8 protein-coding genes and 4 pseudogenes are annotated in these 14,232 nt (G+C 69.8%); 7 read left to right on the forward strand and 5 right to left on the reverse strand.

The annotated features are described in order from the left end of the window. Together ACFV9H_RS39710 and ACFV9H_RS39715 are read left to right on the forward strand one after the other, a co-directional pair. Positions 1-97 (forward strand): annotated as a pseudogene (locus ACFV9H_RS39710) (hydroxylase); the annotation flags it as partial. Between the two features lie 4 nt (positions 98-101). Next, positions 102-404, forward strand: a pseudogene (locus tag ACFV9H_RS39715) (NAD(P)/FAD-dependent oxidoreductase); the annotation flags it as partial. Positions 405-475: 71 nt separating this feature from the next. On the opposite strand, the gene ACFV9H_RS39720 reads toward ACFV9H_RS39715, so the two are convergent. Then, complete coding sequence (locus ACFV9H_RS39720) at positions 476-3,841, reverse strand: ALF repeat-containing protein (protein WP_385408576.1); 3,366 nt, start codon at positions 3,839-3,841, stop codon at positions 476-478. A gap of 452 nt (positions 3,842-4,293) precedes the next feature. On the opposite strand from ACFV9H_RS39720, the gene ACFV9H_RS39725 reads away from it, so the two are divergent. The 3 genes and pseudogenes from ACFV9H_RS39725 to ACFV9H_RS39735 form a co-directional block, all read left to right on the forward strand. Beyond that, positions 4,294-4,830 carry a hypothetical protein gene (locus ACFV9H_RS39725; protein ID WP_385408578.1) on the forward strand — a complete coding sequence of 179 codons (537 nt, stop codon included), beginning with the start codon at positions 4,294-4,296 and terminating at the stop codon, positions 4,828-4,830. Positions 4,831-4,909: 79 nt separating this feature from the next. Then, positions 4,910-6,712: a trypsin-like serine protease gene (locus ACFV9H_RS39730; protein ID WP_385408580.1), complete on the forward strand. Its 1,803-nt coding sequence runs from the start codon at positions 4,910-4,912 to the stop codon at positions 6,710-6,712. A gap of 162 nt (positions 6,713-6,874) precedes the next feature. Beyond that, a pseudogene (locus tag ACFV9H_RS39735) lies at positions 6,875-7,067 on the forward strand (hypothetical protein); the annotation flags it as partial. 563 nt (positions 7,068-7,630) lie between these two features. On the opposite strand, the gene ACFV9H_RS39740 reads toward ACFV9H_RS39735, so the two are convergent. From ACFV9H_RS39740 to ACFV9H_RS39750, 3 genes are all read right to left on the reverse strand, one after another. Beyond that, entirely contained in the window at positions 7,631-8,488 is an 858-nt protein-coding gene (locus ACFV9H_RS39740; RefSeq protein ID WP_385408582.1) for a helix-turn-helix domain-containing protein, read from the reverse strand. A gap of 618 nt (positions 8,489-9,106) precedes the next feature. Further along, a complete protein-coding gene (locus tag ACFV9H_RS39745; protein WP_385408584.1) occupies positions 9,107-9,907 on the reverse strand; it encodes a sporulation protein in 801 nt (266 codons plus the stop codon). A gap of 9 nt (positions 9,908-9,916) precedes the next feature. After that, entirely contained in the window at positions 9,917-10,849 is a 933-nt protein-coding gene (locus ACFV9H_RS39750; RefSeq protein WP_385408586.1) for a hypothetical protein, read from the reverse strand. A gap of 260 nt (positions 10,850-11,109) precedes the next feature. Between ACFV9H_RS39750 and ACFV9H_RS39755 the strand changes: the two genes are divergently transcribed. After that, a complete protein-coding gene (locus ACFV9H_RS39755; protein WP_385408588.1) occupies positions 11,110-12,255 on the forward strand; it encodes an SMI1/KNR4 family protein in 1,146 nt (381 codons plus the stop codon). A 73-nt stretch (positions 12,256-12,328) separates the two neighbouring features. Here ACFV9H_RS39755 and ACFV9H_RS39760 read toward each other — a convergent pair. After that, a pseudogene (locus tag ACFV9H_RS39760) lies at positions 12,329-13,078 on the reverse strand (transposase family protein). Between the two features lie 469 nt (positions 13,079-13,547). On the opposite strand from ACFV9H_RS39760, the gene ACFV9H_RS39765 reads away from it, so the two are divergent. Beyond that, positions 13,548-13,907, forward strand: a complete 360-nt coding sequence (locus tag ACFV9H_RS39765) for a hypothetical protein (protein ID WP_385408590.1) — start codon at positions 13,548-13,550, stop codon at positions 13,905-13,907. Positions 13,908-14,232: the final 325 nt, after the last annotated feature.

A 14,232-nucleotide genomic window follows, 5' to 3' on the forward strand; every position in this document is an offset into this window, starting at 1 on the left:
CACCGTCGAGCGGGTCACCGGCCGCCCGGCGCGCACGTTCGCCCAGTGGGCCGCCGAACACGCCGCACGCTTCCGCGCCCCGGGCCCCACCGGCTGATACCGAGATCGTCGCCGCCGTGGAGGCCTTCGAGGACGGCGAGGTGGTCCTCGCGGACGGCAGCCGGATCGCCCCGGACACGATGATCTCGGCGACCGGCTACCGGCGCACCCTGGAGCCGCTCCTCGGGCATCTGGACGTCCTGGACGGGCGCGGGCTGCCGGTGACGCACGGGGCGCGCAGTCCGCGCGAGGCGCCCGGTCTCTACTTCACGGGGGTCACGAACCCGATCAGCGGGATGTTCCGCGAGCTGGCGATGGACGCGGAGCGGATCGCGCGGCACGCGGGCGCGGCCAGGACGGTGTAGGGGCCGCGCGTCCGGAGCCCGCCCGCCCTCCGGCGCTCCCCACGGGGCCGGAGGGCGGGCGGGTCATGCGGCTACCAGGTCTGCTCGCCGTACGCCCACGAGACGAAGTCTCCCCCGACCTGCCACAGCTTGTCGCCGATCCAGTGCGGGACCTCGGTCTTCTTGAGCAGGGACCCACCGCCGATGAACATCGCGCCGATCACGAGGCCGCCGAGCGCCGTCTTGAACTCCTTGCTGTGCGGGCCGAAGTAGCACGCGTGGAGGACGGTGGACACAAACTGGACGAACGTGGAGGCCAGGCCCACGACGGCGGCGATCCCGAACATGGTCGCGGCCGCGGCCTCACCGAGAACGGGAACGGTGAGAGCCCAGAGGCCCGCCATGTCGAGCCCCAGCGCCACGCTTCCGAGCACGGTGCTCCAGTGGCCGGTGGCGACGGCCCAGTCCCTGCCGTCATGTATGTCCTTCGGCCACAGGTCCCAGAACTTGACGTCACCCGTTGTGTCGACCGGCGAGGTGCCGTTCAACTCGTGCACCTTGATCGCCGCGGCCGCCGCCTTCGCGGCCAGGATCTGCTCCTCGTTCCGCTTGCTGATCTCGAACGCCTTGGCGTCGCTCGCCGCGGCTGCCGCCGCCTTCCAGTCCTGACCGGCCTGGCGGGCGGCGGCCACCGCCGCGCTCTCGGACGCCTGCGCCCGCACGGCCGAGGCCACCGCCTGCTGCGCGGACCTGGCTGCCTGCCCCGCCGCGTAGTGGGCCGTCGCGGAGGCGACGCGCGCTGTGGCGGCGGCCGCCTTCGCGGCCGTCGCGGACGCGGCCGCGGACGCCGCCGAGCGGTCGGCGGCGTCGGCGTTCGCCTTCGCCTGTGCTGCCGCGTTCGCGGCGTCCTGGGCGTAGGTCTGTGCCTTCGTGGCCCAGGCGGCCGCCTCCGTGGCGGCCTGGCGTGCCTCGGCGGCCGCCTTGGAGGCGAGCGCGGCGTCCTCGTGGGCCTTGGCGGCGACCCTGGCCGCGTGAGCGATGGCGGCCCGGATCGCGGCGACGTGGGAGGCCTGGTCGTGGTCGAGCCAGGCGACCTCGTACTGCTCGTGGACGAGGAAGGTCCGCCGCATGCGGGCAGAGCCTTCGAGCATGATCTCTGCCGCTGACTTCATGTAGAGGCCGCCGGCACCGAGGAGCCGGGCGACCTCGACGCGGTCGTCCTCCTTCACCGCTTCGCCGAGTTCGACGTTGAGGAAGCGGTGGAGCGCGATCGCCCGCCCGTCGTTGAGGGCAGCCTCGGCCTTGGCCCGGACGGCCGGGCCGCAGTCGCGGAGGAACCGGGCGACGGTGACACGGTTGTCGGTGGCCGCGGCCTCGATCATGCCGTGGCCGAGGAAGGCTCGGGGGGCGCCCGGGTCGTCACTGGCCAGGACTGCGTGAGCGGCCTCGGCGACCGCCGCCGTCGACATCGTGGCGACGGTCAGGACCGTCTCGCGGTCGTCGGTCCGCTGGGCGAGGGCACGGTCGACGTCGATCCAGTTGAGGACGGCCTCGTCGGAGGCGGCGAGGGCGTACTCGGCGGCCTCCCTGGTCCATGTTCCGGTGGCGTCCAGAAGTCGGACGGCGGCCTTGCGGCCCGCCGTGACGGCGCCGGCGGTGTCGCCGGCCCGGAAGGCGGTCTCCGCGGCGGTGATGAGGTCCTTGATCTCGGTGGCGGTCTTGTCCGCCTCCGTACGCTGCTGCTGGACCCGGTTGGCTTCGTCGGTCTCGGCCTTGGCGCGCAACCGGGCTTCCTCGACACCGAGTTCGGTGTCCTCGGCGAGTTGGGCGGCCTCCGCCTCACGGGCCGCCTGCTCGACCGCCTGGGCCTCGGTGACCGCGGTGGCGGCGGTGGTGGCCGCGGCGACGGCCGCCTCGGCGTACGCGGTGGAGCGCTTGGCGTACTCGATGGCCTTGCCCGCGTTCGCGGCGGCGTCGTCGGCTGCGGCGGCGGCGTTCAGGGCGTGTGTGGCGGCGCTGTTGGCCGCGTCGCGGGCGGTCTCGGCGGCCTGTGCCGCCCTGATCGCGAGGTTCTGGGCGGTGCCCGCGGCGCGGGTGGCGCGGGCGGCGGCCGCGTCGGCCTCGGCGGCGGCGGCCTTGGCCCTGTCCGCCTGCGCCTTGGCGGCGCCCGCGTTCGCGGCCGCGTCGGCGGAGGCGTTCGCGGCGGCGGCCGCGTCCCTGGCGGCGTCGGCGGCGGCGCTTCCGGCGCCCGCCGATTCCCTGGAGGCGATGGCCGCCGCGGCGGCGGCGGTGGCCGCGGTCTTCGCGCGGGCCGCCACGTCCCGGGCGACCCTGGCGGCATCGCGGGCGGCGGTGGCCTTGGTGGCGTCCTTGGAGGCTGCGATGGCCGCACTGTAGGCGCGGGAGGCGGCGTTGCCGGCCGCGGCGGCGGCAGCGGCGGCGGCCTGGGCGGCGAGCGTGGCCCGCCCGGCGGCGGCCTGGGCGACGCGGGAGGCGGAGATCGCGGTGGCGGCGGCGGTGGCCGCGCCGCGGGCGGCGTCGGCGGCGTTGTTGGCCGCGATCGCCGACTTGCGGACGTCCTGTTGGGCGAGCCGGGCCTCCTCCGCGGCCTTGAGCGCGGCCTCCATGGCCTTTCTGGCCGCGTCCTTGGCCTGCGCCGAGGCGGTGACGGCCTGCTCGGTCCTGAGCCGGGCGCGCCGGCCCTCCTGCTCCACGATCGAGACCAGCTGGCCGATGGTGGCGGCCTCTTCGTCCCGGGCCCGGGCGATGTACTGGCCGGAGTGGAGGAACTGCCGTATCGCGTCCGCCGTGCCCTCGTTGAGAGCGCGCTCCGCGTACTTCCTGACCTCGGGCGAGGCGGTGTAGAGGACGGCGGCCACCTGGACCCGCTCGTCCTCCTCCCGCGCCCGGTACTGGGTCGTTTCGAGGAAGGTGGTGAAGGCCTCCTTGGTGCCGGCGTCCAGGGCCTTGGTGGCCTCGCGCTTCACGGCTGTGCCGCCGTTGTTCATGACCGTGGCGATCCTGGCCCGCAGGTCGGTGACGATGGGCAGGGCGAACCCGTCGCGCAGGAACGCGGCCACGGCGTCGTCGCCCGCGGACAGCGCCGTCTCGGCGGCCTGGCGGACCGAGGGGCCGGCGTAGGGCAGGTTCGTGAGCACCGCGAAACGGTTGTCCTCCGCCTTCCGCACCGGGAGTTCGCCGGTGAGGAACGCGGACACGGCCGCGGGTGATCCGGCGAGCGCGACCGCGGCGGCCTCGCGGACGGCCCGGCCGCCGGTCTTGTAGGCCCAGACGGCCCTGCCCCGGTCGGTGTCGGGCAGCCCGGTGTCGCCGTCCGCCGCTTCGGCGGCCCGGGCAGGGGTGGCGGTCAGGGTGAGGATCGAGGGCAGGGCGGGGACGGCGGCCGTCGCGGCGACCGTCGTGAGGATGCGGCGCCTGCTCCAGAGCGATGCGGACAAGAGACAAGTCCTTCCCGAAAGGGATGCACGGAATTCTGGCATTACAGCCGCGCAGACTACCCTGTTCCATTCCTTTATCAAGCCCCTTTGGTGAGGCGATTGCTTTTCAGGCGCGAACGTGCACTATGGGCCCATTCGGTAAAAGGTTGTACGTGAACTCCGAACCCTCCCCATTCCTCCATCGGACCCCCACAAGCAGTTCTCAGGGGTTCCAGTGCAGTGATTCAGCTCACATGCCACCTCTTCGGTTACGCCCTTCTTTGGCTGATTTGCGTGATGGACAGGCACGCAGAGGGAGGTCTTACATACGGGGGGTCGTGAAGGGGATCTCCGCAAGGAGCCCCGCACAAGACCCCTCCCATCGAAATCAGGGAGGAATATGGATACCTCATTCCCTCTGTGGAATTGGCGATAGAAAACATCCATCCGCTCCAAGAAAGATGAGGATCCCGATGAAGAAAAAGAGCACCACCACATCGAGAACCGGGCGCCGTGTCGCACGCGCTCTGGGCACGGCCGCCGCCGCGGGCGCCCTCGCCTGGCTCGCGGTGACCGGCGGCCCGACGGTGGCCTCCGCCGGCGCGGGGAACGCCCGGCCCGTCGCCGAGGAGGCGCCCGGCTTCGCGGTCGAGGACCACGCCTACCCGGATGCGGACCGGATCCTGGCCGAGCAGGGCATCACCCTCAAGCGCGGCGACGGCCACATCCTCCTCGCCGACTGCGCCTCCGGGACCGGCCTGATGGAGGTCTGGTCCCGGGACAAGCAGCGGGTCTGCTTCCGCACCACCGGCAGCGGCGGCTGGCTCACCCTCGAGATCCCCTCCGTGTACCTGGTCAAGGCCGCCGACTACGCGACCGAGGTCGACATGACCGTCGGCACCGAGGAGAAGTCGTTCGATGTGCCCGCCAACTCCTGGCAGTCGGTGGGCGAGGCGGCGGACCCCGAGGCCCGCCCCCACGTGCTCGTGGAGATCCGGACCACCAAGTAGCCCGCCCCGCCCGCCCCACATCGGACGTACGGCCGGGCCCTTGGACCCGCCCGAAACCACCTCAGCGAGGAACCCACTGATGCGACACACCAGACCCGCGCGGCTCGCCGCGCTGGCAGCGGCCGCCCTGGTCGCTGTCCCCCTCGTCCTGACCGCCGCCCCGGCGCAGGCCCTCTCCGGCACGCCGGTCACGGACGCCTCGTACGCCTTCACCGCGCAGATCCGGGTCGGCGTCGGCGACGCGATGCGCAGCTGCACCGGGGCGCTCGTCGACCCGAGCTGGATCGTCACCGCCGCGAGCTGCTTCGCCGCGAACCCGGCCGTGAGCCTTGAGGTCACCCCCGGTCCCCCGGCCCTGAGGACCGTGGCGACCATCGGCCGAGCCGATTTGACCGCGACCACCGGCGGGCACGTCACCGAGGTGACCGACGTGGTGCCGCGGGCCGGGCGGGACCTCGTCCTGGCGCGGCTCGCGACGCCCGCCACCGGGATCCAGACGGTGGCCGTCGCCACCACCCCGGCTGCGGCGGGCGACACCCTCAAGGTCGCCGGGTACGGCCGGACGAAGACCCAGTGGGTGCCGGACCGGCTGCACGTCGCCTCCTTCACCACGAACACAGCCGACGCCACGACCCTCGGCATCACCGGCGCGACCGCCGCCGACGTGATCTGCCAGGGCGACAGCGGCGGCCCGGTGCTGCGCGAGCGAGAGGGGGTCCTGGAGCTGGTCGGCGTCAGCAGCCGGTCCTGGCAGGGCGGTTGCTACGGCGTGAGCGCGATCGAGACCCGTAACGGTGCCGTCGCCGCGCGGACCGACGGCCTCACCGACGGCAGCCGCCTGGCCCCGGGCCAGCGGCTCGCGTCCGGCGACGCGCTCGCCTCCACCGCCGCGACCGTCGTCATGCGCACCGACGGCAACCTCGTCGTCACCGCCAAGGCCGGCAACGTGCTCTGGCAGACGAACACCGCGGGCAACCCGGGCGCCACCGCGCTCTTCGGCACCGACGGCAACCTGGTCGTCCGCAACGCCGCCGACACCACCACGCTGTGGCAGTCCGGCACCGCAGCCGTCCGCGGCTCGCTCGTTCTCCAGGAGCGCGGCAACCTGGTCGTCCGCGACTATCCGGGCAACACGGTGTGGACGACCGGCACCGCCGTCCGCAACGACTTCGACGGCAGCGGCCGGTCCGACATGGTCGACTGGTACGACTACTCCGACGGCCACGACGCCCTGCACCTCTTCACCGGCACCGACACCGGCGCGCTCGCCACGCCCCGTACCGCCTTCGCGACGACGGCGGACAACTGGGAGGCCTCTCTCATGAAGCGGGCATCCGGCGACTACAACGGCGACGGGATCACCGACGTCGGCGTGCTCTACGGCTACACCGACGGCTCCGTGAAGCTGTGGACGTTCCTCGGCCGGAAGGACGGCTCCTTCGCGGCCCCAATCTCCTCCTGGTCGGTCCCGGCCGGGAACTGGTCCTTCTCCCAGGTACGGCTGCACAGCGGCGACTTCGACGGCAACGGCCGGGACGACCTGGTGGCCTGGTACGACCACTCCGACGGCCATGACGTGTTCTACGTCCTCAAGGGCAATAGGGATGCCACGCTGGCCGCCCCGCAGCTGGCCCTGAACGCCAAGGCGGGCGACCTGAACGCGGCCGAGATGAAGATCGTCGTCGCCGACTACAACGGTGACGGCCGGGACGACCTCGCCGCGATGTACGGCTACGCCAACGGCGACGACAAGATGTTCACCTGGCCGGCCCTGGCGGGCGGCACCCTCGCCTCGACCGCGACGACCGGCTGGGTGAGCCCCTCGGCGGGCGCCTGGGCCTTCAACCGGCTGACCTTCGTGAACCGCTACGACAACAGCTGACACCCCCTGACCGCGGACCCGGGGCCCGCCGGACATCAGGCGGGCACCGACGCGTGAGCTCGTGAATCCCCTTCGCGCACACCCATTCCTGGCTATGCGTCAGCTCCATGATCTGACTGAGCGTCAGTTCATCAGTCATGGGCGGAAGGGTGAAGCGGAACGATGCTCGGTTCGACTCACGGCACTTTCACCACCGATCTCCGCGCCTGCGTGGTCGCCTGCGGAGAGACGCCCAGGGACGCCGTGCACGGCGTCACCGCCGTCGCCGGCGACCTGGACGTCAGCGGGCGGCCGCTGCACCTGCCCGTCCCCGACCTCGACCGGTTCTTCCGGCCCGAGTCCGTCTCCCGTGTGCGGGGCACGGCTGACTCCTCGTCGGGTGTGATCCGGCATGGGGTTGCACGCCGGCGCCAGCGAGGAGTGCCGGTGCATGCGGCACGACTGCGGCGGCATCGCCCCCGGCGCCCCGGTGAGAGGAGCACGGGAGCGCTGCTCCCGCGATGTGGAGCGGCACCCCTGGCGTGGGATCCGTTGCGCGGCACCCATGCGGGGCGTACCCGAAACTGTCCGTCTCACCGACATCCATTTGACGGTCCGCGGGGTTCCGGCAGTCAGCCTCCGCCAACTTTAAGTCGCGCAGGTCAAAGGTCCGTCACCGCGGGCTTGGCTGGGTCGATCACTACCGTGATGCCGGTGATCCGGTCGACGACGCGCCCGTGGTTGGCCTATTGGGCGTACACCCCCGAGAGTCACGGCCAGGTCGGGGAGAGCCGCGCGGGCGATGACGGGTCGTGCATGTCTCTGTCGAAGCCGAACGGTGTGCTGGTGGACGGCGGTATGTGTTGGACTGTGATGGTGCCCTCCAGCTCAACGGTCCACAGGGTCTTCCCCTGCTGGGTCCCCGTCCTGGTGCTGTGTTCAGGGGGTGAGTGGTTTGTCGGGTATGGGCTGATGATTGGTCAGTGGGTCTGTGGGGGTGTAGATGCTGAGGTTGATGCGGGCTCCGGGGGCTGTGACGGGTTCGGCGAGGCAGGTCGTGAGTCGGCCGGGTCCGTGAACGGCGTGGCGGATGGGGAGTTCGGAGCCGTCAAAATAGGGCATGGGGGCCGCAGCATGCTCGCGGTAGAGCGGTCCGGTCACGGGGTCGTTGAGGACGTCGTACTCGAGACGACCGAGCGCCGGATTCTCCGGGCGTAGCTCCACGCTGTGCTTCAGAGAAGGCGTCATGGCCGGCGCCCAGTGGGTCTCCCAGTGCATCAGGACGTGGGTGCGAGCCTCGGGGTCGAGGAGCATCCAGCGCATGATGTTTGCGGGGGCTTGTCCGCGTGGGAAGACACGTCGGAAGTCCTCGTTGTGAGCGACGATGTTGAATTCGGCGTCGCTGACGTACACCAACGTTCCGCTGATCTGGTCGATGATCCGCTGCCACGCTCCGGTTAGGGAAGTCCCCGAGCTGCCGTGCAGGGCGTGTGGCGGGTTCTCCTTGCGGGTGATCAGCCACAGGAACACCCACTCCTGCTCGTCCAGCCGCAACGTCCTCGCGACTGCGGCGAGGAGATCGCTGCCGGGGCTGGCGAGTTGGCCGTTCTCGAACCGGTTGTAGGTGCCTGGGGTCCGTGTAAGCAGCGAATCCATCTGCTCCTGGCTCAGGCCCGCGGCCCGCCGGCCAGGGCCCGGCATTCGCTGTGGGAACCCCATGGTCACGGGATCGATCGCGGCTCGGCGCGCCTGGAGGATCTCCTTGAGGCGGCCTCGGTCACTGGCCGACAGCTTCATCGGGCACCTTCCACTCGGGTACTGCCCGACGGCGGACGGGCAGCCCAATTATCTGCATCCTCACACCCTGGAAAGGTCGATCACACAGCGCGAGACTCACCTCGGGAGCCATCCTGTCGCCGATCAGTGAATCTGAGCAGTCGTCATGCTTCTGAACTGGGGTTATGCAGTGTGGATGAGCGGGTTTTTGGCTGGGTGGCTCACTGAATCTGCGCAGGGTTGGGCTGCTCCAGCCGTCTGACCTGCGGTGTTTTTGGCTCCGGGCCTGCCTGCGCAGGTTGGTTGAGTACTGCGCAGTTTCAGTGATCCCCGGTATGTGGTGGCGGGGCTACGGGGTGGGGTTGGTGTGTCCCGCCGTGGGCGGCGGCGTTGCGGACCGGGACGCCGAAAGGGCGGGAGGGGGAGAAGCGGGGGAGGACACGGGGGCGGGGAGAGCCGGGGCTGGGGTCGGAGTGCTCGCGGCGAGAGCACCTCGGAGGCGAACTCCTCCAGCCGAACCCGCACCGCCGTAAGCTCCCCAGCCCTCATACAGCCAGCGAACTACCAGACACCCACCGCGACAAGAGCAGCTAACAAAGCACTACTAGTTGGCCCGACGGATCTGGCCGCGCGGCACCGTCAGTCCGCAGCGCTGGCGTGGCCTTGGTCCAGGGCGGCGACTTCGTCCATCCAGCGCTGGACCTCCTCCGCGAAGTCCACCCGGCCGACGTCGTGGTGGGCGGCGACATAGCGCAGGGCTGGCGGCTTGTCGTCCCAGTGTCTTTTGTGCAGCGCGGCCCGACGGAGGTAGATCTCGCAGCCGACGGCGTTGTTGTGGAAGGTCAGCTCCAGCTCCCGCGGTCCCTCGCCGCCGGTCCGCCGGGTGAGCAGGAAGCTCTGCCGCAGATAGAGGTGGTACTCGGTATCGGGGATGGTCGAGTCGACGATCTGTGAAGTCGTGCAGTCGTGGCCCGCGGCCGTGAAGGCGTCAAGGATGGCCGTGTGCAGAGGCAGCGCGGCGATGCGCACGGGATCGGCGTCCGTCCGGGTGCTGATGCCCTCGGCCTTGACCTTGGTGTGTAGGGTCAGGGACACCCCGTGAAACCGCTGCCCGTTCACCTCGGACACCGGGGTCCCCCACCAGAGCCGCTGACGGAAGGGCGACCGCCTCTCCTCGCCCTTCTTCAGGGTGAACCAGCCGCTCGCGGCGGTGGAGGTGAACGAGTGACCCTTGCCCTCGTCGCCGTCGCCCTTGTGGACGCCCAGCGTATCGACGAACGCCTCCAGGTGGATCGACTGCACCTCCACATCACGATCGGGCGCGCGCAGCACCACCTCACCGGTGAGCATCCCTCCCGGTTCGACGGGCTCGGACAGGATGACGGTGTCGATTTCGAGCGGTATCTCGCCCTTGTCGCCCCACAGACGTCTGAAGACCATGCGCACAGGCTAACCGTCCTGGCCTGCCCCGGAAGGATCTTCCCCCGCGCCGCCGCACCAGGGTGGTTTCCCTTCCGCGAAAGGGGGGCGCCCCACGGCGACCGTGTCAGGCGTTACTGAGCATCCGGCCGTCGCATTCTGAGTACGCGCACTCATCCCCCGGTGTCGCCGGCCTTCCAGACTTGGTGCGTCACCACAGGTCAGCGTCAGGGAGTCCGACATGTTCGCAGCATCCGCACGCCAGCGGACGGCTGTGCCGAACAGGGCCCTCGTGGTGGCCGCAGCGGTCCTTTGGGCCGTTACCGGGTCGGCAGTGGGGTTGATCCTTTTCGTCGTGGCCGCGCTCAGCCTGTTGGGCGCGGCGACCGGTGGGGACATGACCGAACTGTTCAGCGGCAGCCGCCACTCGACCCGTCCGCTGGCCGCGTTCACCGCAGTGAACTCCACGAAGACCCGTCCTGAGTGCGTCCCGAACGCCGGCTGCTGCACGACGAACGAGGCGAGCACCAGCGGCCCGGCACCCTCCGTGATGGACACCGGCTGCGAAAACAGGAAGGAGCCATGGCCGTCCGCTTCGGGCGCCTTCACCGGCGTCGCTTCCGGCGTGATGGTGCTTACCGCGCCACTGGTGGTGTCGACGGCCAGCAGGCTTTCCCGCGTGGCCACGTAGGCCTTCTCCTTGAAGAGCGCCACAGGGTTCCTCAGCAGCTCCATCTCCTTGCCCTTGGAGCTGATGAGCCCGGCGGTGGCAGCCTTGGGCATCGGAATACCGGCCTTTGCATCGAACTTCGACGGCGGGTCGAACACCGCGTGCGCGGGCCTCGGTGAATCCGTTGACCGGTCGGGTTGCGAGGTGCAGCCCGCGACGGCAACCATCAGCAGCAATGCGGAAGAAGCCCAACGGCTGGCGGGGCTAGTTGAGTTCACGAAGACCTCATCCACTCGGTGATCAGATGATCACCATACGGTCGAAGGACAGCCAGTCCAGGTGAAGGGCGATCAGTGAGCTTCTTCGAGTTGGCCGCCGATCGGGTGATCGCGACTGAGCGCGCTTCAGTGTCGAGTGGGCGGCTGCAGCATCCGGTGCCAGCAGCTTGGTGAGCCGGGACAAGGGGCCGCTCGAAGCTTGAACGCCAACCCGGCGGCAAGGCCGGTGAGCGACGATCAAGCTGTTGTCAGCCGCTGGTTCTAAGGTCGGCCCTATGACATCAGACCTGGTCCAGGACTCATGGACTCGCATCGACGCGTGGCTGCGCGAGCACGCGCCCCGCACGTTTGCCACGCTTCGGCCGCCTGCAGGCGGCGAGGAGATCGCAGCAGCGCAACAGCAACTGGGGGTCACCTTTCCTCCGGACCTGGTCGCTTCACTCCTCCGGCACAACGGGGCGCTGGAGGGACCTGAGGCTTTCCGCTTCAGCACGGGCGACCGGCTGCTCGGAGTGAGCGGAATCCTCGGGGACACCGGGTTCATGCGCGGCATCGACCAGGGCCTCGACGGGGAGACCGAGGGCTACTGGATTCACGATTACGTAAAATTCGGTTCTTACGACGTGACGTCGGACGGTCTTCTGATGGATTGCCGTACCGGGCGGGACTCCTTCGGTGTGATCGGACGGTTCTTCGACGAGACCGGCACCAGTTTCGGGCAGGCGGACTCGCTGGGTGAGTATCTGGCCGAACTGGCCGGCACGCTTGAGCGCGGCCAGGACGCCGGTGTCGTCACCTTCAACGGCCGGCTGTTCTGGGAGGCGCGTTCGCCTGCCAGGCCGCAGTACAGTGCCGACGAGCCCCTTCCCGCACCGGATGAGCAGCTGCCAGAGCTGGACCTGTCCTACAGCCCCACCGACCTCCTCCACGTGAGCCACCTGGACGGGCATGAGGAACTCGGTGCGCTGATCGCAGTCCTGCCGTATGAGCAGGTGGTCGACGCCGCGCGGAAGCAGCTGCGCAGACTGGCGGTCGAAACGGGTCTGAACGACTACCCGGAGGTCAAGACAGCCCTGGACGCGTGGGAGTGCGGTGTGGCCCTGCCGGAGCCTGGCCAGGCCGGCCCGCTCGCCTTGCGACTCCGCGCGGTGCTCGCACAGGCCGCCACCGGCCGAGACCACACGCGCAGGTGGGCCGCGGAGAAGATAGCCCTCGGGATCTGGGGGTCCCCGTACAGGTCCGTGTGCGAGAGCGCGGAGACCCGGAGTCACTTCACTCTCGACTGGCGTGCGGATCTGCATGCGGACCTGGGCAATCAGCCCCTGCCACCGATACCTGACGACCGATTCTGGGGGGCGCTGCGCAACCCCGCCATCGACTCCAGTTGGTACGCGGCCCAGTACAGCCAAGATCAGGACTGACCCCAGAGGTTTCGGTTCCGCGTGAGCGCTTCATGTGGCGGTTATCGCCAGACGAAGCGCTCACTAAGGATCTTCAGCGCTGCCGCTCCAGCGTGAGGATGGCCTTGACGATTGACGTCATGCGGTTGGGGCTGCACCGGGACCTGCGGAGGATCCGCCAGGACTTCAGACTCGCGACACCGCGTTCAACGGGCGCTCGTGCTGCGGCCAGCGCCCGGTTGAGGGTCTTTTCGGTGGGAGTGAGCTCCTGGAGTGGCTTGCGTTTGATGCCGGTCGTCAGCCACGGTCCTGCGCCTTGGTAGGCGAGATCGGCCAGGACGGGAACGCCCTGACGCTCGCAGATCCGGATGATCCGGTGGGTGTGGGCGGCGGTCAGGTCGTGTGTGCGGCCCGGCAGGGCGGGCGAGAGCCACAGCAGCCGGCCGCCCGGGTCGGTGACGACCTGCACGTTCACTCCGTGGCGCCGGTGTTTGTGGGAGTAGTCGGCCCGGCCGTCGCCGACCCGGTCGCACTCGGCGAGGGTTCCGTCGAGCAGGATGAAGTCGGGATCGTGCTCGCGCAGCGTCTTGAGTAGACCCGGTGCTCGTTCGGCGAGCAGGTCGACGACCGCGCGGGTGTAGGCGTGGACGGTGGACTCGCTGGTCCCGAACCCGGCGGCGATCTACGCCAGAGTGGTGTGCTCTCGCAGGTACACCAGGGCCACCATCGCCCGCTGGGACGGACGGAGCTTGCAGCGCCGGTCGCCCTCACGAGTGACAACCAGCATGGCGACCCACTCCACGAGCGCATGCGGCAGGTCAAGTGCGGCAGGATGGATGACCAACGAGGCCCCCCGAGCAACGTGATTGAGACGTCAGACATCTCGATCAACACCTCGGGGGCCTCGTTCGTTGCGCTTCACGACCATCACCCGATCGGTGGCCAACTCGAAGAAGCTCAGTGTGGTGCCCCGTCCCGATTCCCGAGTTCATCCGGTTCTTAAATTGAGTCAGCAGGACGGGTGGCGAAGCTGGTACGAGGCCTCCCTGACCCCGGCAGCAGGCAGTCCTGCCGCCGTGTGGTGGTCTTGTGGGATCGAGGCGGTGCAAAGAGGAATTACCTGGCTGTGGGGGAGTAAGACTTTGGGTCCGTGGGACGTCAAAGAGGACGGGGATCGTGAGCAGTGGGTGTGGAGTCCGCTGGTTGGTGTGGGGCCGTTGGAGTTCGGTATGAGGCCGGATGAGGTGACAGGGGCGCTCAACGGCCCGGAACCTCGTACACGGTCGTGTGCCGGGCATCCCGACCGTAGTCCGGTGCCCAGCTGGGAGCGGTACCCCAACCCTGGGGTGGCGCTCTACTACACGGGTGCGGGCCACTTGGCGGCCGTGGCTGTCGATGCCCTGAACGGTCCTCAGGTCACTCTGGACGGTGCGGGGTTGGTCGGGCGTGTTCCCTCGGAGGCCGAAAGCTGGCTGCATGTTTATGCCGAGGAGCATGCGCACACGGATCTGAAGTACGCCGTGGACGGGAATCCGGTCTCAGGCGACCTGGGCCTGTTCATCCGGGTCCAGAGGGCCGGCGACATTGTTCTGACCCGGCCGGTCTTCCTCTTCAAGGGCTGGACCGGCGACATGTGGGACTGCATCCCGGCCGAGGAGCGGCGTACCTTCTGATCCACCTTGCCCAGGGCAGTGCGAGCCGTCCCCTTGCGGCGCTGGCCTGGACCGATTGACCTTCCCCCAGCACCAGGAGAGAGAGTGAGCCCGCCCTCACTGCCGGCCGCCCGCGGAGCGGGCCGGCCCTGGAGGCGGAGCCGGAAGGGCTTGGGGTGGAAGCGGAGCGGACACCCCAACGAGCCGAAGGCTCGGACCCCGTGAAACGGGGTCACCCAGGCCCGCAGAGCGGGGCCGTTCGGGTGAAGCGCAGCGGAACCCGAACCCGTCCGGAGCGAAGCGCAGGACACCGGCCCGAAGGGCCGGCCCTGGCTCGGCGAAGCCG

Origin of the sequence: Streptomyces sp. NPDC059874 (genome assembly GCF_042731135.1) — a bacterium.
GTDB lineage: Bacteria > Actinomycetota > Actinomycetes > Streptomycetales > Streptomycetaceae > Streptomyces.